General features: G+C 70.1%; 15 protein-coding genes. 6 read left to right on the top strand and 9 right to left on the bottom strand.

The features are described 5' to 3' along the window. Nucleotides 1-6: 6 nt before the first annotated feature. From ACGFY9_RS08845 to ACGFY9_RS08820, 6 genes are all read right to left on the bottom strand, one after another. A complete protein-coding gene (locus ACGFY9_RS08845; RefSeq protein WP_393753040.1) occupies nt 7-1,887 on the bottom strand; it encodes a branched-chain amino acid ABC transporter permease in 1,881 nt (626 codons plus the stop codon). A gap of 4 nt (nt 1,888-1,891) precedes the next feature. After that, nucleotides 1,892-2,821: a branched-chain amino acid ABC transporter permease gene (locus tag ACGFY9_RS08840; RefSeq protein ID WP_359605144.1), complete on the bottom strand. Its 930-nt coding sequence runs from the start codon at nt 2,819-2,821 to the stop codon at nt 1,892-1,894. Nucleotides 2,822-2,956: 135 nt separating this feature from the next. Then, a complete protein-coding gene (locus ACGFY9_RS08835; protein ID WP_393753375.1) occupies nt 2,957-4,174 on the bottom strand; it encodes a branched-chain amino acid ABC transporter substrate-binding protein in 1,218 nt (405 codons plus the stop codon). Between the two features lie 225 nt (nt 4,175-4,399). After that, nucleotides 4,400-5,071 (bottom strand): hypothetical protein, encoded by a 672-nt coding sequence (locus tag ACGFY9_RS08830; protein ID WP_393753039.1) that lies wholly within the window; start codon nt 5,069-5,071, stop codon nt 4,400-4,402. A gap of 127 nt (nt 5,072-5,198) precedes the next feature. Then, the gene (locus ACGFY9_RS08825; RefSeq protein WP_393753038.1) at nt 5,199-5,687 is read right to left on the bottom strand and encodes a PaaI family thioesterase; all 489 of its coding nucleotides are present in this window, start codon (nt 5,685-5,687) and stop codon (nt 5,199-5,201) included. A gap of 61 nt (nt 5,688-5,748) precedes the next feature. After that, complete coding sequence (locus tag ACGFY9_RS08820; protein ID WP_393753037.1) at nt 5,749-8,028, bottom strand: FdhF/YdeP family oxidoreductase; 2,280 nt, start codon at nt 8,026-8,028, stop codon at nt 5,749-5,751. Between the two features lie 672 nt (nt 8,029-8,700). On the opposite strand from ACGFY9_RS08820, the gene polA reads away from it, so the two are divergent. Together polA and ACGFY9_RS08810 are read left to right on the top strand one after the other, a co-directional pair. Further along, nucleotides 8,701-11,439: a DNA polymerase I gene (polA, locus tag ACGFY9_RS08815; RefSeq protein WP_393753036.1), complete on the top strand. Its 2,739-nt coding sequence runs from the start codon at nt 8,701-8,703 to the stop codon at nt 11,437-11,439. Between the two features lie 744 nt (nt 11,440-12,183). Further along, entirely contained in the window at nt 12,184-12,579 is a 396-nt protein-coding gene (locus tag ACGFY9_RS08810; RefSeq protein WP_393753035.1) for a hypothetical protein, read from the top strand. Here the strand turns inward: ACGFY9_RS08810 and ACGFY9_RS08805 are convergent. Next, on the bottom strand, nt 12,542-13,405 hold the full coding sequence (locus ACGFY9_RS08805; protein WP_393753034.1) for a DUF4184 family protein: 864 nt from the start codon (nt 13,403-13,405) through the stop codon (nt 12,542-12,544). The two genes, ACGFY9_RS08810 and ACGFY9_RS08805, sit on opposite strands and share 38 nt — an antisense overlap. 260 nt (nt 13,406-13,665) lie before the next feature. Here ACGFY9_RS08805 and ACGFY9_RS08800 point away from each other — a divergent pair, with 260 nt between their 5' ends. From ACGFY9_RS08800 to ACGFY9_RS08790, 3 genes are all read left to right on the top strand, one after another. Continuing rightward, nucleotides 13,666-15,396 carry a lytic transglycosylase domain-containing protein gene (locus ACGFY9_RS08800; RefSeq protein ID WP_393753033.1) on the top strand — a complete coding sequence of 577 codons (1,731 nt, stop codon included), beginning with the start codon at nt 13,666-13,668 and terminating at the stop codon, nt 15,394-15,396. Between the two features lie 166 nt (nt 15,397-15,562). Further along, on the top strand, nt 15,563-15,697 hold the full coding sequence (locus tag ACGFY9_RS08795) for an SPW_0924 family protein (RefSeq protein WP_106437209.1): 135 nt from the start codon (nt 15,563-15,565) through the stop codon (nt 15,695-15,697). A gap of 41 nt (nt 15,698-15,738) precedes the next feature. Then, nucleotides 15,739-16,731 (top strand): DUF3068 domain-containing protein, encoded by a 993-nt coding sequence (locus tag ACGFY9_RS08790; RefSeq protein WP_393753032.1) that lies wholly within the window; start codon nt 15,739-15,741, stop codon nt 16,729-16,731. Here ACGFY9_RS08790 and hrpB read toward each other — a convergent pair. Together hrpB and ACGFY9_RS08780 are read right to left on the bottom strand one after the other, a co-directional pair. Then, nucleotides 16,721-19,234: an ATP-dependent helicase HrpB gene (gene hrpB / locus ACGFY9_RS08785; RefSeq protein WP_393753031.1), complete on the bottom strand. Its 2,514-nt coding sequence runs from the start codon at nt 19,232-19,234 to the stop codon at nt 16,721-16,723. The two genes, ACGFY9_RS08790 and hrpB, sit on opposite strands and share 11 nt — an antisense overlap. Nucleotides 19,235-19,308: 74 nt before the next feature. Then, nucleotides 19,309-20,124: a class I SAM-dependent methyltransferase gene (locus tag ACGFY9_RS08780; protein ID WP_393753374.1), complete on the bottom strand. Its 816-nt coding sequence runs from the start codon at nt 20,122-20,124 to the stop codon at nt 19,309-19,311. 391 nt (nt 20,125-20,515) lie between these two features. Here ACGFY9_RS08780 and rpsA point away from each other — a divergent pair, with 391 nt between their 5' ends. Continuing rightward, the gene (rpsA, locus tag ACGFY9_RS08775) at nt 20,516-22,021 is read left to right on the top strand and encodes a 30S ribosomal protein S1 (protein ID WP_200690747.1); all 1,506 of its coding nucleotides are present in this window, start codon (nt 20,516-20,518) and stop codon (nt 22,019-22,021) included. Nucleotides 22,022-22,060: the final 39 nt, after the last annotated feature.

Raw genomic sequence — 22,060 nt, 5'->3', positions numbered from 1 at the left:
GGCTCTCTACGCCCCTGCCTTGGTGATGGCCGGTTCGTCGGTCAGGGTCGTGGTGTCCGGTACGTCGAGTTGGCCGGTCTCGTGGAATTCGAGCTGGCGTCGGCGGTTGGGGATGATTCCTTCGGGGCGGAAGCGCATCAGGAGGATGAGCGCGATGCCGAAGGCGAGGAGTGACTTGTCCTGGAGGGCGACGAGCTTCTCCGGGAGGAGGTAGAGCAGGGCGGCGCCGAGGAAGGGTCCGGAGACGGTGCCCATGCCGCCGAGGACGACGGCGGCGAGGAGGAACGCGGAGTTGGGCGGGGCCGCTCCGGCGAACTGGTACGGGTTGGGTACCACGCTGTAGGTGACGTGGGCGCTGACGGTGCCGGCGAGGCCGGCGAGGGTGGCGCCGAGGGCGAACGCGATGAGTTTGACGCGGAAGCCGTTGATGCCCATGGCGGTGGCGGCGGTCTCGTCCTCGCGGATGGCGATCCAGGATCGGCCGATGCGGGAGTCGGAGGCGCGGCGGTAGATCGTGACGACGAGGGCGCTGATCAGGACCATGAGCAGGTAGTAGTTGGCGAACCGGCCGATGGTGAATCCGGCGATGTCGTGGTTCTGGCCGAAGTTGAAGCCGAAGAACGACAGGTCGGGGATGGACGGGATGCCGTTGGGGCCGTTGGTGACGTCGGGGCCGGAGACGCCGTCCATGTTGTTGACGGAGATGCGGAAGATCTCTCCGAAGCCGAGGGTCACGATGGCGAGGTAGTCGCCGCGCAGGCGCAGGGTGGGGGCGCCGATGAGGACGCCGAAGATGAGGCTGGCGGCTGCGCCGGTGAGTGCTGCGGCCCAGAAGGGGAACTGGACGCCGGAGAACTTGGAGAACTCGGAGCCGGAGACGAGGGCGGCGGTGTAGGCGCCGACGCCGAGGAAGGCGACGTAGCCGAGGTCGAGGAGTCCGGCGAGGCCGACGACGATGTTGAGGCCGAGGGCGACGGTCCCGAAGATCAGGATGTTGACGCCGAGGTTGGCGTAGTGGTCGTTGCTCTGGGTGAAGGGGAAGCCGATCGCGGCGACGAAGCCCATGGCGAGGGCGAAGCTGCGGTTGGTGGCCGTGAGGTGGCTGAACCGGTCGAAGAGGCCGGCGCTGTGCAGGGCCCAGGTGGTGAAGACGACCACGATGAGGAAGCCGACGAAGAGTTGGTCCTCGGCGTCGATGCCGTAGGCGAAGACGGTGAGGGCGAGGGCGGCGACGATCGTGATGACGAGTCGCTGGATCCAGGGGGCGGTGGGTGCGGCGGCGGGGATGGTGGGGGGCTTGCCGATGTAGGCGTTGAGGAACTTGACGCCTGCGAGGACGAGCCGCCACCGGGAGCGGCCGTGGATGGCGAGGTAGGAGCCGGACGCTTCCTTCGCCCTCTGGGGCGCGCCTTCGCCGGCGGGCAGGCCGAAGGTGCCGATGACCGTGGCGAGGGAGGCGATGGCCGCGATGTACGCGCCGGGTTCGAGGTTGACGAATCCGCCGAGCTTCACGGCGATCGCGATGACCGTGTACCAGGTGGTGGCGAAGACGCCGAGTGCGGTGAGGAGGGTGGGTCCGGTGGCGCCGGCGGGGGTGAGCCAGCCGAGGCCGCGGACGCCGTATCCGGCGAGGGCGAAGAGGGCGACGAGGAGGCCGCCCACGACGGTGAGCCATTGCAGGCCGCCGGGGTAGCCGTAGACCGTGAGGTCGCCGGGGAAGTCGGAGGTCCACGTCCAGGCGAGGAACGCGGAGACGACGGTGGCGATGCCGCCGCCGAGGGTGAGTGCGCGGGCCGCTGCGGCGGGCATCGGGATGAGGCCCTGGTGCGCGGTCGCGGTGGCGTTGTCGGCGGGCGGGGTGGCCGGGGTTTTGGTCGTCTCGGTCATGTGATCACGCCCTGTCCGCGACGCGTTCGCCGAGCAGGCCTTGTGGCCTGAACAGCAGTACGAGGATGAGGAGACAGAAGGCCCAGACGTTGGCCCAGCTGGAGCCGCCGAGCTGTTCCATGCCGGGGATCTTGCTGATGTAGGCGGAGGCGAGGGTCTCGGCGACGCCGAGGACGACTCCGCCGAGCATGGCGCCGTAGATGTTGCCGATGCCGCCCATGACGGCCGCGGTGAAGGCCTTGAGGCCCATCAGGAAGCCCATGCGGTAGTCGATGTTGCCGTACTTGAGGCCGTAGGAGACGGCGGCTACGGCGGCGAAGAAGCCGCCGATGGCGAACGCTATGACGATGATGCGGTTGGTGTCGATGCCCATGAGCTGGGCGGTGTCCGGGTCCTGGGCGGTGGCCTGCATGGCGCGGCCGGTGCGGCTCTTGCGGACGAACCAGGCGAGGCCGGACATGCAGATGACGGCGGCGATGACCAGGAAGATGTCGGCGTCGGAGATGGTGACGGAGCCGATGTCGTGGTTGCCGTCGAGGCTCGGGAAGGAGCGGGCCTTGTCAGCGCCGGGGTAGAAGTTCCGGACGAGTTCCTGGAGTGACAGGGAGAGGCCGATGGCGGTGATGAGGGGCGCCAGCCGTGGTGCTTGCCGCAGGGGGCGGTAGGCGAATCGTTCTGCCCCTACCGCGACGAGGACGGAGACGATTCCGCCGCCGATCAGCATGAGTGGTACGGCGACCACCATCGCGGTGCCGTCGGGCAGGATGTAGGCGTAGACCGTGAGAGCGCCGAACGCTCCGGTCATGAAGATCTCGCCGTGCGCGAAGTTGATGAGCTGGACGATGCCGTACACCATCGTGTAGCCGATGGCGATCAGCCCGTACATCGAGCCTAGGAGCAGCCCGTTGGCCAGCTGCTGCGGCAGGGTGTTCACCGCGTGGCCTCCATTGTCGCTGGTGGTCGTGTGCACAGATCGCGTGCCTGGGGGTGGGGGGGTGTGACAACGGGCCGCGCGGTCGGGATCCTCCTTCCGCGCGGCCCGTGGTGCGGTGGTGCTGGAGCTGTGAGGTCAGCTGCCGTTGAAGGTGCCGGTCTTCACGGCCTTCCAGGCGCCGTTGGTGACCTGGTAGACGGTGAGCTGCTTGTTCGTGGTGTCGCCGTACTCATCGAAGGCGACCTTGCCGGAGATGCCCTCGAAGTCGGACTTCTGTACGGCGTCGACGACCTTGGAGCGGAGGTCGTTGCCGGTGGGCAGCTTGTCGCCGTTGCCGTCCTTGGCGGCCTTCACTGCCTTGATGATGGCGGTGGCGGCGTCGTAGGCGTAGGCGCCGTAGGCGCCGTAGTCACCCTTGTAGCCCTTGGCCTTGTAGGTCGCGATGAACTGCTTGGCGGCGGGCAGGGTGTCGGCGGGGACGCCGACGGAGGTGGCGAGGTCGCCTTCGGCGGCCTTGCCGGCGGTCTGGATGTAGGTGGTGGCGAACATGCCGTCACCGCCGAAGAGCGGGATCTTGACGCCGGCGCCCTTGAGCTGCTTGGTGATCTTCTCCGACTCGTCGTACTGGCCGCCGTAGTAGAGCAGGTCGGCGCCGGAGTTCTTGATCTTGGTGACGAGGGAGCTGAAGTCCGTGTCGCCGGTGTTGACGTGGTCGGTGCCCGCGATGGAGCCGCCGAGCTTCTTGAAGGCGCTGTTGAAGATCCCGGCCAGGCCGGCGCCGTAGGTCTGCTTGTCGTCGACGACGAAGGCCTTCTTCTTCTTGAGGCCGTTGTACGCGTAGTCGGCGGCGAAGGCACCCTGGAGGGCGTCGGTGGTGGCGGTGCGGAAGTACGTCTTGTACGGCCGCGTCTTCTTGGTCGCCCAGTCCTTGCCCTGGGTCAGGGCGGGGTTGGTGTTCGACGGCGAGATCTCGACCATGTTGGCCGAGGCGAACACCTGCTGCATCGACTGGGCGACGCCGGAGTTCAGCGGGCCGACGGCGCCGACAACGTTGCTGTCGCCGGTGAAGGCGGTGGCGTTGGACTGGCCGGTGGCGGGCTGCGCCTTGTCGTCCAGGGCCTTGACCTTGAACTTGACGCCGGGGACCCAGTTGTTCTTGTTGGCGTCGTCGACGGCGATCTGGACGCCGTACTGGATGCCGAGACCGGTGGTGGAGTTCTCACCGGACAGCGGGGCGTCGACACCGATGGTCAGGGTGGTCGACCCGCTGTCGCTCTTGCTGCCGCTGTCCCGGGAGCCGCACGCGGTGAGGGTCAGAGCTCCGGTCGTGAGAACGGAGGTCAGTATCACCAAAGAACGCTGTCGCACAATCAGTCCTTTCCGCAGGCACAGTCGCCCCGGTGTGGAGCGGCAAGGTGCTGCGCTGGTACCCAACTCCCGATGGAGCGGTGACTGGCCGTGACTCTAAGCCCGGTCTGTAGGCATCGGCATCGTCGTGCGCTGGCTTGTGACTTTCTTGTTATGACGTGCCGGTTGGCGGGCTTGGCGAAAGGTGGGTCTCAGCCGGTTTGGCGGAATTCAGCCCCGGTCCACATTTTGAGAACCTGCACTTCCGCTTGGCCGTAGGCCTGGCCTGGCGTTTGTCGTACCGCAGGCCCTGTGGAGGAGCTGGGAAAGGTCCTTGGAGTAGGCGCTGCCGAAGATGAAACTGTGGTGTTGTATTGCGCGCGTGTTACGCAGCGTTACGTCCAGAAAGGCGAGGTCCGCATTCAGGGGCAGTCCCGAACAGTCGGAAACCGATATCTCCACGGTGACGCGGCGGGTCGCCCCGGTGCGGACGGTGAAGGACGGGGCCGGGACGGCCTGGGCGGTGAGCCCGTCGAAGGCGGCGCCGGTGACCCGGATGGCGACGGGGGGTCCGCTGTCCACGGTGACCGCGAAGCGGAAGAAGCCGGTCGTGGTGGGGGTGTCGGTGGTCTGGGCGAGCCCGGTGTAGCGCCATTCGGTGATGTTCGCGGGCCACGGCACGGGTGGGGCCGGGGTGTCCTGCCGCCCGTCGTGGAAGGGCGGCAGGAGGACGGCTCCGACGGCGACGGCGGCGGTCGTGCCCGCCGCGAGCACGGCCCTGCGGGTGCGTCGCGGCAGGGTGTGCCAATGGTCGGTCAGGCGGGGCGAGTCACCCCCGATGACTTCGTAACTCCCGTCTCTCTCCGGTGAGTCGACGGATTCGACGGGCCCGATACCGCTCATGCCGGCAGCCTCATGGGGAAACGGTAGGGGAGCGGACGGGGGTGCGGAAGACAGGGTCGAGATCCTCCGGTCCGGGGCCGGTTCGCGGCGAGCCGTGGGCCCGGCCGCGATCGGCTCGTGCGGGGATTCAGCTCGCGGTGGTCGCGGGGACGGGGTCGCCCGGCTTGATGTCCCGCAGCATGCAGGTCAGCCGCGCGGTGCACACCCGTCGCCCGTCCTCGTCACTGATCACGATCTCGTACGTCGCTGTCGAGCGGCCCCGGTGCACGGGGGTGGCGACGCCGGTCACGAGGCCGGAGCGGGCGCCCCGGTGGTGGGTGCAGTTGAGGTCGACGCCGACGGCGAGCTTCGTGCTGCCGCCGTGCAGCATGGACCCCAGCGAGCCAAGGGTCTCGGCCAGGACGGCGGAGGCGCCGCCGTGCAGCAGTCCGTACGGCTGGGTGTTCCCCTCGACGGGCATGGTGCCGACGACGCGCTCGGCGGACGCCTCGACGATCTCCACGCCCATCCGGGTGCCGAGGTGCCCCGCGGAGAAGAGGGCGACCAGGTCGACGCCGAGTGCCGAGTACTCGTCGATGACGTCCTGCGGGAACTTCCCGTGCTGCTGCTCGCCCATGGGGCCGACTCCGTTCGTCCTGCGTCTGGCGGGTGGACCTGACTGACGGCTGAGCGAACGCTCAGTCGGTGGTCGATTGTTCCAGACGTACGACGACGGACTTGCTGGCCGGGGTGTTGCTTGTGTCGGCGGTGGCGTCCAGGGGGACCAGGACGTTGGTCTCCGGGTAGTAGGCGGCCGCGCAGCCCCGCGCGGTCGGATAGAGCACGACCCGGAAACCGGGCGCCCGCCGCTCCACGCCGTCCTTCCACTCGCCGACCAGATCGACGTACGACCCGTCGGCGATCCCGAGCCGGGCGGCGTCGTCGGGGTGGACCATGACGACCCGGCGGCCGTTCTTGATGCCCCGGTAGCGGTCGTCGAGGCCGTAGATCGTGGTGTTGTACTGGTCGTGCGAGCGCAGCGTCTGCAACAGCAGGCGCCCTTCGGGGAGTTCGGGGTATTCGACGGGCGCTGCCGTGAAGTTGGCCTTGCCGGTGGCGGTGGGGAAGCGGCGTTCGTCGCGCGGGGCGTGCGGGAGGGCGAAGCCTCCGGGGTGGGCCACGCGCGCGTTGAAGTCGGTGAAGCCGGGGATCACGCGGGCGATGCGGTCGCGGATCGTCGCGTAGTCCTTCTCGAACTCCTCCCAGGGCGTGCGGGATTCCGCGCCCAGGACGCGGCGGGCGAGGCGGCACACGATGGCCGGCTCCGACAACAGGTCGGCGCTCGCGGGCTCCAGGCGGCCGCGGGAGGCGTGCACCATGCCCATGGAGTCCTCGACGGTCACGAACTGCTTGCCGCCGCCCTGGAGATCGCGCTCGGTGCGGCCCAGACAGGGCAGGATGAGGGCACGCGCGCCCGTGACGGCGTGCGAGCGGTTGAGCTTCGTCGACACGTGCACGGTGAGGCTGGCGCGCCGCATGGCCGCTTCGGTGACCTCGGTGTCGGGGGACGCGGACACGAAGTTGCCGCCCATGGCGAAGAACACCTTCGCGTCGCCGTCGCGCAGGGCGCGGATCGCGGCGACGACGTCGTAGCCGTGCTCGCGCGGCGGGGCGAAGCCGAACTCCTTCTCCAGGGCGTCCAGGAAGGCGGGTGCGGGGCGCTCGAAGATGCCCATCGTGCGGTCGCCCTGCACGTTGCTGTGGCCGCGCACCGGGCACACGCCGGCGCCGGGGCGGCCGATGTTGCCGCGCAGCAGAAGGAAGTTGACGACCTCGCGGATGGTCGGGACGGCGTGCTTGTGCTGGGTGAGGCCCATCGCCCAGCACACGATGGTGCGCTCGGAGGCGAGGACCATCTCCAGGGCCTGCTCGATCTCCGGGCGGGTCAGCCCGGTGGCGAGGAGCGTCTCGTCCCAGTCGGCGTCCCGCGCGGCGGCGGCGAACTCTTCGTAGCCGTGGGTGTGTTCGTCGATGAACTCCGTGTCGACCGCGCCGTCCGTCTCAAGGATGAGCTTGTTGAGGAGGCGGAAGAGGGCCTGGTCGCCGCCGATGCGGATCTGCAGGAACAGGTCGGTGAGGGCGGCGCCCTTGAGCATGCCCTGCGGGGTCTGCGGGTTCTTGAACTTCTCCAGGCCCGCCTCGGGCAGCGGGTTGACGCTGATGATCTTCGCGCCGTTGGCCTTGGCCTTCTCCAGGGCGGAGAGCATGCGCGGGTGGTTGGTCCCCGGGTTCTGGCCGGCGACGACGATCAGGTCGGCCTGGTAGAGGTCCTCCAGCAGGACGCTGCCCTTGCCGATGCCGATCGTCTCGCTGAGGGCCGAACCGCTCGACTCGTGGCACATGTTGGAGCAGTCGGGCAGGTTGTTGGTGCCCAACTCCCTTGCGAACAGCTGGTACAGGAACGCGGCCTCGTTGCTGGTCCGGCCCGAGGTGTAGAACAGCGCCTCGTCGGGGGAGCCGAGGGCGGCGATCTCCTCCGCGACGATGTCGAAGGCACGCTCCCAGGAGACCGGTTCGTAGCGCTCGGCCCCTTCGGGGAGATACATGGGATGCGTCAGACGCCCTTGTTGCCCCAGCCAGTACCCGCTGCGGGTCGCGAGATCGGCCACCGGGTGGGCCGCGAAGAACTCCGGGGTGACCCGGCGCAGGGTGGCCTCCTCGGCGACCGCCTTCGCGCCGTTCTCACAGAACTCCGCCGCGTGCCGGTGGTCCGGCTCCGGCCAGGCGCAGCCCGGGCAGTCGAAGCCGTCCTTCTGATTGACCCGCAGCAGCGTCAACGCGGTGCGTTTCACACCCATCTGCTGCTGGGCGATGCGCAACGTGTGCCCGATCGCTGGAAGTCCTGCCGCGGCGTGCTTGGGCTCGGTGACCTGCGGGGCGTCCTGGACCGGATCACCCTTGGGCGGCTTCGTGGCCATCGCGGGCCCTCCTTCGCTGGCACATGTGCGCTACATCTCCGATCCTCGCACGGGGCAGTGACAGCGCCGAGGTCGGTTCGTGGGATCTATGGGTTCGGCGTGTGCGCGGGGTGAGACGGGGCGGGCCTCGGTCCAGGCCGCGACGAGCGGGGGTCCGGCGCGAGCGCGGGGCGGGGCAACTGCTTCTTCGCGGCGGGCGGCGGCTACGAGGGTCCGGCGTGGGTGCGGGGCGAGGCGTGGGGTGGGCTTGTCCGGCTCCTCGTCGCGGCCGGTGCTGCCGTCCGGCGGGTCTCCGCCGCGGGTGCTGTCCTCCGGCCGGCCTGTGCTGCGGCGGCCGGTGCCGGTCCGTCCGGTGTGCACCGGGGCGGGCCGGGACGCGTCCGCGCGACGATGGTGACCTTGCACGCGCGCGGGGTCGTTCAGCCCGCGCGGCCACGGGGAGGGGTTCTCCTACGACCGCCGCCGCGACGCCACCGGGCTCACCACCTTCGCCTTCCGCGGACTGCCTTCGTACGCGCCTCCGCGCCGCGGGCCACGACGATTCCGGCCGCCGCTCCCGCCCTCGCGGCGGAGACTTCCGCCGCTCCTGGCCCGGCCCCGCCGTCGCGACCGTGACCTCCGACGCGGCGACCGTGACTCCGACTGTCAGTGGGGCGTGGCAGGATCGGGGTCGTGGCAGAGACAGCATCGAAGAAGACCGACAAGACCTCCGGGAACACCTCCGGCGGAGACCGTCCACGGCTGATGCTGATGGACGGGCACTCGCTGGCCTACCGCGCGTTCTTCGCGTTGCCCGCGGAGAACTTCACGACCGCGACGGGCCAGCCGACGAACGCGATCTACGGCTTCGCGTCGATGCTGGCCAACACCCTGCGCGACGAGGCGCCCACGCACTTCGCGGTGGCCTTCGACGTGTCCCGCAAGACCTGGCGCTCCGAGGAGTTCACCGAGTACAAGGCGAACCGCTCCAAGACCCCGGACGAGTTCAAGGGCCAGGTCGAGCTGATCGGCGAGCTGCTCGACACGATGCACGTGTCCCGGTTCGCGGTCGACGGCTTCGAGGCCGACGACGTCATCGCCACGCTCGCCACCCAGGCCGAGGCCGAGGGCTTCGACGTGCTGATCGTCACCGGCGACCGGGACTCGTTCCAGCTGGTGTCCGACCACACCACGGTGCTGTACCCGACGAAGGGTGTCTCCGAGCTGACCCGGTTCACTCCGGAGAAGGTCGTCGAGAAGTACGGGTTGACGCCGGCCCAGTACCCCGACTTCGCGGCGCTGCGCGGCGACCCGTCCGACAACCTCCCGGGCATCCCCGGCGTCGGCGAGAAGACCGCCGCGAAGTGGATCAACCAGTTCGGTTCGTTCGCGGAGTTGGTGGAGCGCGTCGACGAGGTCAAGGGCAAGGCCGGGCAGAACCTCCGCGACCACCTGGACGCCGTCAAGCTCAACCGCCGCCTCACCGAGATGGTCAAGGACGTCGAGCTGCCCAGGACGGTCCTCGACCTGGAGCGCGCTCCGTACGACCGCACGGCCCTCGCGATGGTTCTCGACACCCTGGAGATCCGCAACCCCTCGCTGCGCGAGCGCCTCCTGGCCGTCGACCCGGGCAACGAGGAGGCCGACGCGACCCCGCCCGCCGAGAGCGGTGTGGCGGTCGACGGCTCGGTCCTCGGCACCGGCGAACTGACCGGCTGGCTCACCGACTACGGCACCGAGCCCCTCGGGGTCGCCACCGTCGACACCTGGGCGCTCGGCTCGGGTTCGGTGACCGAGGTCGCGCTCGCCACCGCCGGAGGAGCGGCCGCCTGGTTCGACCCCGCCGAGCTGGACGAGAGCGACGAGAACGCGTTCTCGGCCTGGCTGTCCGACGCCGACCGCCCCAAGGTGTTCCACAACGCCAAGGGCGCGATGCGGGTCTTCGCCGAGCACGGCTGGACCATCGCCGGCATCTCCATGGACACCGCGCTCGCCGCCTACCTGGTCAAGCCCGGCCGCCGCTCCTTCGACCTGGACGCGCTGTCCCTGGAGTACCTCGGCCGCGAACTGGCCCCCGCCGCCACGGCCGACGGGCAGCTCGCGTTCGGTGCGGACGACGGCGCCGAGGCGGACGCCCTGATGGTGCAGGCCCGCGCGATCCTCGACCTGGGAGACGCCTTCGGGGAGCGGCTCCAGGAGGTCGGCGCGGCGGACCTGCTGCGTGACATGGAGCTGCCGACCTCGATCCTGCTGGCCCGCCTGGAGCGGTCCGGCATCGCGGCCGACAAGACGCACCTCGAAGCCATGGAGCAGATGTTCGCCGGCGCCGTCCAACAGGCGGTGAAGGAGGCGCACGCGGCGGCCGGGCACGAGTTCAACCTCGGCTCGCCCAAGCAGCTCCAGGAAGTCCTCTTCGGCGAACTCGGCCTGCCCAAGACCAAGAAGACGAAGACCGGCTACACGACCGACGCGGACGCCCTGGCCTGGCTGGCCAACCAGACCGAGAACGAACTGCCGGTCATCATGCTCCGCCACCGCGAACAGGCGAAGCTGCGCGTCACCGTAGAGGGCCTGATCAAGACGATCGCGACGGACGGCCGCATCCACACCACGTTCAACCAGACGGTGGCCGCGACCGGCCGCCTCTCCTCCACGGACCCGAACCTGCAGAACATCCCGGTCCGCACGGACGAGGGCAGGGCGATCCGCCGGGGCTTCGTGGTGGGCGAGGGCTACGAGTCCCTGATGACCGCGGACTACAGTCAGATCGAGCTCCGCGTGATGGCCCATCTCTCCGAGGACGAGGGGCTGTTGGAGGCGTTCACCTCGGGCGAGGACCTGCACACCACGGTCGCCTCCCAGGTGTTCTCGGTCGAGGGTTCCGCGGTCGACGCGGAGATGCGCCGCAAGATCAAGGCGATGTCGTACGGCCTCGCCTACGGCCTGTCCGCCTTCGGCCTCTCCCAGCAGCTGAACATCGACGCGGGCGAGGCGCGGGTCCTGATGGACACGTACTTCGAGCGCTTCGGCGGCGTACGGGACTATCTGCGCCGTGCGGTCGACGAGGCACGGGCGACGGGCTACACGGCGACCCTCTTCGGCCGCCGCCGCTACCTCCCCGACCTCAACAGCGACAACCGTCAACGCCGCGAGGCCGCCGAGCGCATGGCGCTCAACGCCCCGATCCAGGGCACCGCGGCGGACATCGTCAAGATGGCCATGCTCAAGGTCGACACCGCCCTGCGCGAGGCCGACCTGAAGTCCCGCATGCTCCTCCAGGTCCACGACGAAATCGTCCTGGAGATCGCCCCCGGGGAACGAGCGGCCACCGAGGAACTCGTCCGCCACGCGATGGCCGGCGCGGTCCACCTCCGGGCACCCCTGGACGTCTCGGTGGGCGTGGGACCGGACTGGGAGTCGGCCGCGCACTAGCCTCCGGCGGTTGGGCGGGGGTTGTGCGGGGGGTTGCTCCGGCCGGGGGTGGGGGTATGTCGGCCGGGGTGGTGCGCGGCGAGCCTCGGCTGGGGCTGCGGTGAGTCACGGCGGAGTGGGTGACGGGGAACCGTGGCTTGGGTGAGTGGCTGAGGTGTGTTGCCTGGGCCGGCTGCGGAGGATCGGCCCGGGGCTGCCGTGCCGCTGGAGAGCCCGGACGCCTGGGCTCACCTTCGTCCCTCCCCACTGCCTGTGGGGCCTGCCCTGCAGTCCACCTGCACGAAAGTCCCGCCGCGAACGCCCACCACGCCGCAGCCACCAGCACCGCAGTGCCCTTCCTGGGGTTTCGTTGACCCGGCCCGCACAAGAGCTGTCCATCCCGGTTCTTGGACCTGACCCGCAAGAGATTCCCGCCGCAACGGCGAGCACCCACCACAACCCATCCCGGCGGTGCCGAGCCCACCCCAACCCCTCTCGTGCCCCCGCAGGGCGCCCGCACCGCCCCCACCCCATCGGCGCGCCGTCCCCGCTCCCAGGCTGCCCGCAGGGCACGACACCGCGTCCTACCTCAGCCAGCGCACCCGCCCCCACAGCACCCGCCCCGCACCCCACCCCGCCCGGCACACACCCACCCCCGGCGGCAGAAACCCCCCGCACAACCTCCGCCCAACCCCCGGAGGGCCCGTCACCCGCGTGGCCCCCGCGGAAGCGCCTCCCGCCTCCGGCGACCGTAAGGATGCGGGCATGGGTATACGCACGCTTCACCGCCGGACGGCGCAGGCGCAGGCAGCGGGGGCCGCCGCAGCGCAGGGTGCGCTTCGACCGCCGGTTCCGGCCTTCGCGGTCGGCGCAAGCACCGCCCGCATTCCCGCCGACCTCGCGATGGCCGTCCAGCACACGGCCGCAGGACTCCGGCGCCGCCTCACGTTCCGGGACGACACGGCCGTAGACCCCCGAGAACAAGCCAGACATCCCCAGGGACCCGCCATCACCCCCACCGGCACCCCCGTCTGGCGGCTCTGGGCCGACCTGGGGCGCAGCTACCTGGACCTCGTCCTCAGCCGGCTCCCGAGGTCACCCTCCGCGCACACCATGACGGTGTTCATCGCGACCCCGCCGGACGGCTCCGGTCAGCGCTGACCCCGTCCGGGGCGTCAGGCACCCCGGCTGCAGCCGGACGCCACACGCGGACGCCGACCGCGTACAGGAGCACGCCCAGCACCAGGCCCGCCCCCGCGCCGAAGCACACGGTCGGGATCAGGTCCCAGGGGGTCGCCGTCGAGCCCCAGTAGGCCCACCAGGTCGACGCCCGTTCCGCCGCCGCGACCAGGGCACAGGCGGCGATGACGATCCCGGCCGCCCACCGGTCCCGTACCGACAGCACGGGCACCCCCACCGGCTCGGCGGCCGGAACCCGTCGTAGCGCACGCACCACGAACACGGTGATCAGCAGCGCGCCGAGCGCCGAACTGCCGTACTGCAGGGCCGAGAACAGCGGTCTGCCGCCCAGCTCCCGGTCGAGGACGGGGAACAGGCGTACGCCCCACCGGTCGTGGTGGGTGAACGCGTCCCAGACGACGTGGGTCAGGCCGCCGAGGACCGCGGAGACGTACCACCACGCGGCCAGTGACGGGGTCGCACGCGCGCGTGGGGCGCCGCAGCGCAACAGGGTCGCCGTCCGGGGCCGGCGGGCGCGCGGGAGCAGGGCCACCAGGGGTTCGCGCAGCAGCAGCCACAGGCCGACCGTCGCCCAGGTGATCGCGACGTCGACCGTGAAGACGCCCGGGAAGGAGTGCGTGACCTCACCGAACTCCATCGCTCCGGGGACCGCACTCGCCGCGTAGTACGTCATGTCGGGGGCGAAGGAACCCGCCACCAGCACCGCAGGCACGAGACGGCCGCGCCCTCTTCCGTCGCCGCGCACGGCGGGCAGTACGGCGGCGGCATGACTCAAGGTGAACGGCAACAGGGCGCTCCGTAGGAGACATCGGCATATGGCCAAGCGGTGAATAACGGTCACCAACGGGTGCCCGTGCAAAGCAAGTTGTCGTAGGGTCGCCTGGGTCCCCGCGCGGGGCCCGCGGACGGGCGGAGGCGGAGGACAGAAGTACACACCATCCGATTACGACCACGAGGGCAACCTGTGGGGCGGGTCGACCGTCACACCAGGCGCAGAGGCAACAGACAAGGACGGGCGCTCGGGCGTCCCTGGGAGGGGTTCACTCCATGACGGCGCATTTCGGCAGGCGGCTGCGCAAGGGTGCGGCGACGACGGCGGTGGCCGCGGCAGCGGTCGCGGCACTGTCCGCGTCCCAGGCTCCGGCGGTGACCGGCGGCCACAGAACGCTCGCCACCGGCCAGGCGACGCCCGACGGGAGCACCGACCACAGCGCCACCGGAGACTCGCCGTACTACACGGACCTCCCGCCCCTCAGCAGCCCCAACCCGAGCCCGAGCGACAGCCAGTCGCCGTCCATAGGGACCCCGGTCTCGGTGGGCGAGGCCGAGGCCGGCATCCCGGCGACCGTCCTCGACGCCTACAAGAAGGCCGAGACCGAACTCGCCGCCTCCAAGCCCGGCTGCAACCTGCCCTGGCAACTCCTCGCCGCCATCGGCAAGGTCGAGTCCGGCCAGGCCCGCGGCGGCCAGGTCGACGCGAACGGCACCACGACCTCCAAGATCCTGGGCCCCGCGCTCGACGGCAACGGCTTCGCGCTCATCAAGGACACCGACCACGGTCTGTACGACGGCAACAGCACGTACGACCAGGCCGTCGGGCCCATGCAGTTCATCCCGTCCACCTGGGCCTGGGCGGGCCGTGACGGCAACGGCGACGGGGTCAAGGACCCCAACAACGTCTACGACGCCGCCCTCGCCGCCGGCCACTACCTGTGCCGCAACGACTGGAACCTGTCGACCGACGCGGGCCTGCGCAGCGCGATCCTCAGCTACAACAACTCGACGGACTACCTGAACACGGTCCTGTCCTGGCTGGAGTACTACCGCAAGGGCACCCACTCGGTCCCGGACGGCACGGGCACCCTGCCGTCGGGCCGCAGCGACGACAACTCCGGCACCAGTCCTACGACTTCGCCCTCGCCGACGACTCCGAGCACCCCGTCGCCGAGCCCCGACCCGACTCCGAGCAAGCCGGGCAACACCACCACTCCCTCCGTGCCGTCCAGCCCGAGCCCGACGCCCACTCCCACGCCCACCGACACGGTGGCCAAGCTCGCGGACGCGGGCACGGCCAAGCTCACGGCGGTCGCGGGCGACCAGTTCAGCAAGAAGATCAGCACCAGCGCCGAGACCTCGGCCGGCAAGGCCGTCGCCAAGGTCAGGATCCGGTTCACGATCGTCGGGACCACGGACACCACCTTCACGGGCGGCGAGAAGGTCGCCACGGTCACCACCAACGCCTCCGGTGTGGCCGTCGCCCCCGCCCTCCAAGCCGGCGAGACCACCGGTGACTTCACCGTCCGCGCGACCGTCGTCGGCCGTACGATCGCCGGTCTCGACTACCCGGCCAGCGTCACGCCCCGCGTCGCCGACACCCTGGTCCGCACCAGCACCACGGCGCTGACCTGCACGCCGGGCGGCGAGTTCGCCGACCAGGTCGAGGTGAAGGCCACGGAGAACGGCGCCGTCGCCGACAAGGTCGCCGCCACCGCGACCCTCATCAAGGCCACCGACGACGCCACCGAGAACGACAAGGGCCCCTACTTCAAGGACACGGACGGCAAGACCGTACGCACCCTCACGGGCCTGGCCACGGACGCCGACGGCCTCCTCAAGCTGCCGAAGCTGTACGCCGACGACACCACCGGCACCTTCCTGCTCCGGATCACCACCACGGGCGGCGCGACCCTCACGGTCGAACTGACCGTGGCGGCGGCCGACACGTCTTCGTCCAGCCCGAGCGCCAGCGCGAGCCCGTCGGCATCGCCGAGCGCGTAGTCCGGCTGCACGACCGTAGGACGAGGGCGCCCCTCCGCTTCGGCGGGTGGGCGCCTTTGTCGTGTGTGCAACGTGTTCTCATCTCGCCCGTGCGTTGCTACGGTGCCGGACCTGACGACCTATCAGTTCCTGAATCCATTCGGTTTCTGTCTGTCGGGAGGCCGGCATGCGTGCCCTGATCGCCGCCGCGACCGGACTCGTGCTCGCGTTCGCGCTGGTCCTGACCATCACCGCGATGGGCTCACCGATGGGCAAGACCTCCCCGAAACCGCTGCTGACGACGGTGCCCGCGCACCCGTAAACGCTTGCGCAAGCGTTTGACTCCCTGGGATGGAGGCCGAGATGCGCCGCAAGGCCAGCCTGATCCTGCTCGCCCTCGCCGTGTTCTTCACGGCGCTGTCCCCGCTGCTGCGCTGGTACGCCTTCCCGCGCCTGGCCAAGATCCCGGCGAACCAGTACCAGGACATGGTCCTGGAGGCGAAGAACGCCACCCTCCTCGACTACGGCACCATGCAGGCCAAGACGGTCCCCAAGGTCACCATCGTGCAGACCCTGAAGGGCAACGTGGAGGCCGCCAAGAAGATCGACAAGACGGCGGGCCGGGACGTCGTCGTCTGGGACGGCCTGTCCTACGTCCAGGGCCCCGACGGCAAGATGGTCTCCTCCATCCCCGAGCGCTACATCTTCGACGCGCACACCCAGGACCCCGTCCACGCCACCGGCGAGATGGTCGACGGCGACCCGGTGAAACGGGACGGCATCGAGTTCAAGTGGCCGTTCCTGACCCAGAAACGGGACTACGAGTACTTCGACGCGCAGACCCGCACCACCAACCCCATCCACTACAAGGGCACCCAGAACTTCCGCGGCGTCAAGGTCTACTACTTCGAGCAGACCATCCCCTGGACCAAGGTCCCCTTCCCGAAGACGATGCCCGTGAAGGGCATCACCCCGGAGTCCGTCGCCAGGACGGGCACCACCCGCTGGTACACCACGGTCCGCAGGTTCTGGGTCGAACCCGTCACCGGAGCACCGGTCTACGGCGAGGAGCTCCACAAGGAGGAGCTGCGCGGCGGCACTCTCCTGGGCGGCCGGGACAAGGTGACGGCGTTCGCCGGCGACGTGAAGATGCGCGAGGACTACATCAAGCACACCGTCGCCCTGGTGAAGTCCAACCGCACCCTCGTCCTGCTGATGGTCTCCTACCTCCCCTGGGGCTTCCTGACCCTCGGCCTCCTCCTGCTGGCCCTCTCCCTCTACCTGGAGGCCCGCAGCAGGCGCCCCGGAGACCCCGCCCCCACCGAGGTCCACGAACCGGAACCGGTCACCGCCTGAGCCGCGCGTTGGTGAACCGCGTGGCCTCGGCGCTCGCCGGGTCCTCGGGCCACGGATGCTTCGGATACCGCCCCCGCAACTCGGCCCGCACGCCCTTGTAGCCGTCCTTCCAGAAGGACGCGAGATCGGCGGTGACGGCGGCGGGCCGCCCGGCGGGGGACAGCAGATGCACGAGCACGGGCACCCCGGCGACGGTCGGCGACTCGTGAAGTCCGAACATCTCCTGCAACTTGACGGCGAGCACGGGCTGTTCGGGATCCCCGTAGTCGATCCGGATCCTGGACCCACTCGGCACGAGGAACCGCTCCGGAGCCAACTCGTCCAACCGCCCTGCATCCCCCGAGGCCCACGGCAACAACCGCCGCAGCCCCTGCCCCGCGTCGATCCGCCCCAGATCCCCCCGCCGCCGCGCCCGCCCCAACTCCGGCTCCAGCCACTCGTCCACGCGCGCGTGGAGCGCGTCGTCGGACACATCGGGCCAAGGCTCCCCGACATTCACATGCAGGAACGCCAGCCGCTGCCGCAGCACTTGAGCATCCGCGGACCACCGCAACAGCCCGAACCCCTCCTGCCGCAACCCCTCGACAAGCGCATCCCGTACGGCAACGGCGTCGGCGTTCTTCAGAGGCCGCGCCGCCAACTCGACGGCCCCGAGCCGCTCGACGCGCCTGGCCACGACGTCTCCGCCGGCCCAGTGGACCTCGTCCACCTCGCTGAGCAGCGCCCCGGCCGCGAACCGGGCGATGTCCTCGTCGATCACGGCTCCGAGCTGCACGCGTGCGTGCCCCTTGCCGATGGGCCGGTCCGCCACGGCGACGGCGATCCATGGTGCTCCGCGAAGGGTGCTGGCTTCGCCGACTTCGGCTCGGGTGCCGGAGACGAGGAGGTAGGAACCACCGTCGGCTTTGGCGACGCGTTCGGGGTAGGCGAGGGCGGCGACGAGACCGACGAGCGAATCGTCGATTTCGACGTTCGCTTTTGCAGGAGGGGCGTGACCAGTGGGTGGGTGGGAAATCTCAGCCCCCGCGGCCCGCAGCCGCCGAACCTCCGCACGCCACCGCCCGGCATAGGCGTCCCCTCCACGTCGAGCACTCCGCAAAGCCCCGGCAAGATCATCCCCGTAAGCCCGGGGCGCCTCCTCACTGAGCAGCGCGACAACCTCGGCGCCAGCCGGACCCGAGTCCAACAGGGCCCGTCCCAGCCGGGGATGCAGCCCCAGCCGAACCAACTGCGCACCCCGAGCCGTCGCACGCCCACCCGAGTCGACGGCACCCACCGCCGCCAACACACCCTGAGCCGCCGCCATCGCCCCGGAGGGCGGCGCGTCCAGCAACGCCAGCCCCGACGCCCCAGGATCGCCCCAGCACGCCGCCTGAAGCGCGAACGCCGTCAGATCGGCCACCTTGATCTCCGGCGCCGGAAAACGCGGCAGACGGGAATCCTCGGCCTCGGCCCAGCACCGGTACACGGCCCCGGGTGCCTCACGCCCGGCCCGCCCCGCCCGCTGTCGCCCCGCCGCCTGCGACGCCCGTACCGTCGCCAACGCGCTCAGTCCGCGCGCGTGATCGACCCGCGGCTCCCGCGCCAACCCCGAGTCGACGACCACCCGTACACCGGGAATCGTCAGCGAGGACTCCGCCACGGACGTCGCGAGCACCACCCGCCGCCGCGCCCCCGGGGACAGCACCGCGTCCTGCACGGCGGCCGGTGCCCGCCCGTGCACCTGGAGCACCTCGGCCCCGCCCAGGTCGCCCAACTGCCCGGCCACGCGCGCGATCTCCCCGACCCCGGGCAGAAAACAGAGCACGTCCCCGTCCCGCTCGCCCAGCGCCCGCCGTACCGTCGACGCCATATGCGTGAGCAGCGCCGGGTCCACGCGCATGCCGTGCGGCGGCCGTACGGGACGTACCGGAGGCGTCCAGACGACCTCCACCGGGTACGCGACACCCTCCGCCTCGACCACCGGCGCATCGCCCAGCAGCCGGGCCCAGCCCTGCGCGTCGGTGGTCGCGGACGCCGCGACCAGCCGCAACTCGGGCCGCAGGGCCTCCCGTACGTCGATCAGGAAAGCGGCCACCGTGTCCGCGTCCAGGTGCCGCTCATGGCACTCGTCCAGGATCACGGCGTCGACGCCCGCCAACTCCTGGTCCCGTTGCAGCCGTTGGAGCAGCACCCCGGTCGTGACGACCTCCACGCGTGCGTGCCGTCCGACGACCCGCTCGCCGCGCACGGTGTAGCCGACGCTCTCGCCGACCTTCTCGCCCAGCAGCCACGCCATGCGCCGGGCCGCCGCCCGCGCCGCGATCCGCCGCGGCTCGGCGACGACCACCCGCCGCGTGGGCCCCTCACCGAGCAGCCCGGCCAGCGCGAGCGGCACCAGCGTCGTCTTGCCGGTGCCGGGCGGCGCGACGAGCACGGCGGTACCGCCCGCCTCCAGGGCGGCGTCGAGTCCGGGCAGGGCACTGCGGACGGGCAGCGCGTCGAGGGCGTCGTAGCGGATCACGACCCCAGTGTCGTACGCCGTGCGAAACGGCCTCTACGCGCGCGTGCCCGCGTTCCGTCAGCTCCTCGGTGGTTCTACCGGTCGCGTTCGCACACGAAGATCGTCGTCCCGGGGATCAGGTTGCCGCGCAGGGGCGACCAGCCGCCCCACTCCGCGGTGTTCCAGGACGGCCACTCCGGCTCGACCAGGTCCACCAGGCGCAGGTCCGCCGCCACGATGTCCCGGACGCGGTCGCCGATCGTCCGGTGGTGCTCCACGTAGACCGCGCTGCCGTCGTCGGCCTGCTCGACGTACGGAGTGCGGTCGAAGTACGAGGCGGAGACCGTCAGCCCCTCGGGGCCCGGCTCGTCGGGGAACGCCCAGCGGATCGGGTGCGTGGTCGAGAAGACGAACCGGCCGCCGGGCCGCAGCACCCGGCGCACCTCGCGCAGCACCAGCACCGGGTCGGCGACGAACGGCAGCGCCCCGTACGCCGAGCAGGCCAGGTCGAAGGACCCGTCCGCGAAGGGCAGCGCGCCCGCGTCGGCGCAGACCAGAGGGAACGATCCGCCGATCCGCAGCGCGTGCTGGAGCTGGCGGTGGGAGAGGTCCAGGGCGACCGGGCGGGCACCCTGGGCGGTCAGCCAGCGCGAGCACTGGGCCGCGCCGGCGCCGATCTCCAGGACGTCCTTGCCCTTCAGCTCCTCGGGCGGGCCGAGGAGCTCGGCCTCCACCTCGTCGAGGCCCTCGGGGCCCCACACGAAGCGGTCGTCGCCGAGAAAGGTGCCGTGTTCGACCTGGTAGTCGTCCGCGTTCCGGTCCCACCAGCCCCGGTTGGCCCGGGAACTCTCGGTGACGTCGGCATCACGCCGGGTGGCTTCCGGCTCGAACGCATCGGGCTCTTGGATGATCGGCTCCCTCGTCGTACTCTTCCGTCACCTCTACGGTGCGGCTGTGCCCGGCGGCGTCACTGAAGGGGTGGTTCAGGCCTGCGTGGCCTCGCGGGACACGTTTTGTGCCGGGTATGCGGCGATCCGCCCCGGGTGTGCGCCTTCGCGCATTGACCCTGCCTGGCTGCCCCCGTATGCTACAAGTTGCGCTGCGGGCCTGCGCACCTCAGACGTAGCAGGTTGCGCTCGCATCTGTATGTATGTCCCCTCGGTTTTCGAGGCGCCACCGGACACCTGGTGTTCCGGATCGGCGCTTCCTTGGCTGTCCGGCCTTCTGCAGAGCGAAGCGAAAAAGGCTCTCGGCGTGAGCAGTACCTACGACTTCAATGTCCGTACCGGAGCCCTTTCCCACATGACGAGCAGCACCGAGACCACCGCCACCACCCCGCAGGTAGCGGTCAACGACATCGGTAACGAGGAAGCCTTCCTCGCCGCGATCGACGAGACGATCAAGTACTTCAACGACGGCGACATCGTCGACGGCGTCATCGTGAAGGTCGACCGGGACGAGGTCCTGCTCGACATCGGTTACAAGACCGAAGGTGTCATCCCGAGCCGCGAGCTCTCGATCAAGCACGACGTCGACCCGAACGAGGTCGTCAAGGTCGGCGACGAGATCGAAGCCCTTGTTCTCCAGAAGGAGGACAAGGAAGGCCGCCTGATCCTCTCGAAGAAGCGCGCCCAGTACGAGCGCGCCTGGGGCACCATCGAGAAGATCAAGGAAGAGGACGGCATCGTCACCGGTACCGTCATCGAGGTCGTCAAGGGTGGACTCATCCTCGACATCGGCCTCCGTGGCTTCCTGCCGGCTTCTCTCGTCGAGATGCGCCGTGTCCGCGACCTCCAGCCCTACGTGGGCAAGGAGCTCGAAGCCAAGATCATCGAGCTGGACAAGAACCGCAACAACGTGGTCCTGTCCCGCCGTGCCTGGCTGGAGCAGACCCAGTCCGAGGTCCGCCAGACGTTCCTCACGACCCTCCAGAAGGGTCAGGTCCGCTCCGGCGTGGTTTCCTCGATCGTCAACTTCGGTGCCTTCGTGGACCTGGGTGGCGTCGACGGTCTGGTCCACGTCTCCGAGCTGTCCTGGAAGCACATCGACCACCCCTCCGAGGTTGTCGAGGTCGGCCAGGAAGTCACCGTCGAGGTCCTCGACGTCGACATGGACCGCGAGCGCGTCTCCCTGTCGCTGAAGGCGACGCAGGAAGACCCGTGGCAGCAGTTCGCCCGCACCCACCAGATCGGCCAGGTCGTGCCCGGCAAGGTCACGAAGCTGGTTCCGTTCGGTGCGTTCGTCCGCGTGGACGAGGGCATCGAGGGTCTGGTGCACATCTCCGAGCTGGCCGAGCGCCACGTGGAGATCCCGGAGCAGGTCGTCCAGGTCAACGACGAGATCTTCGTCAAGGTCATCGACATCGACCTTGAGCGTCGCCGGATCTCGCTGTCCCTGAAGCAGGCCAACGAGTCCTTCGGTGCCGACCCGGCCTCGGTCGAGTTCGACCCGACGCTCTACGGCATGGCCGCGTCGTACGACGACCAGGGCAACTACATCTACCCCGAGGGCTTCGACCCCGAGACCAACGACTGGCTCGAGGGCTACGAGACCCAGCGGGAGGCGTGGGAGCACCAGTACGCCGAGGCGCAGCAGCGGTTCGAGCAGCACCAGGCGCAGGTCATCAAGTCCCGCGAGGCCGACGCCCAGGCGGCGGCCGAGGGTGTCGACACCCCGGGTGCGGCTCCGGCCGCGGCCGGTGGCGGCGGCGGTTCGTACTCCTCCGAGGGTGCGGACACCTCCGGTGCGCTGGCGTCGGACGAGGCGCTTGCTGCGCTGCGCGAGAAGCTGGCGGGTGGGCAGAGCTGAACGCCCACTGAGCAGTAGCTCTTGATTGAGGGGCCGTAC

The sequence above is a fragment of the Streptomyces sp. NPDC048504 genome, assembly GCF_043200035.1.
Classification (GTDB): domain Bacteria; phylum Actinomycetota; class Actinomycetes; order Streptomycetales; family Streptomycetaceae; genus Streptomyces.
This window is presented reverse-complemented; position numbering and strand designations above follow the sequence as displayed.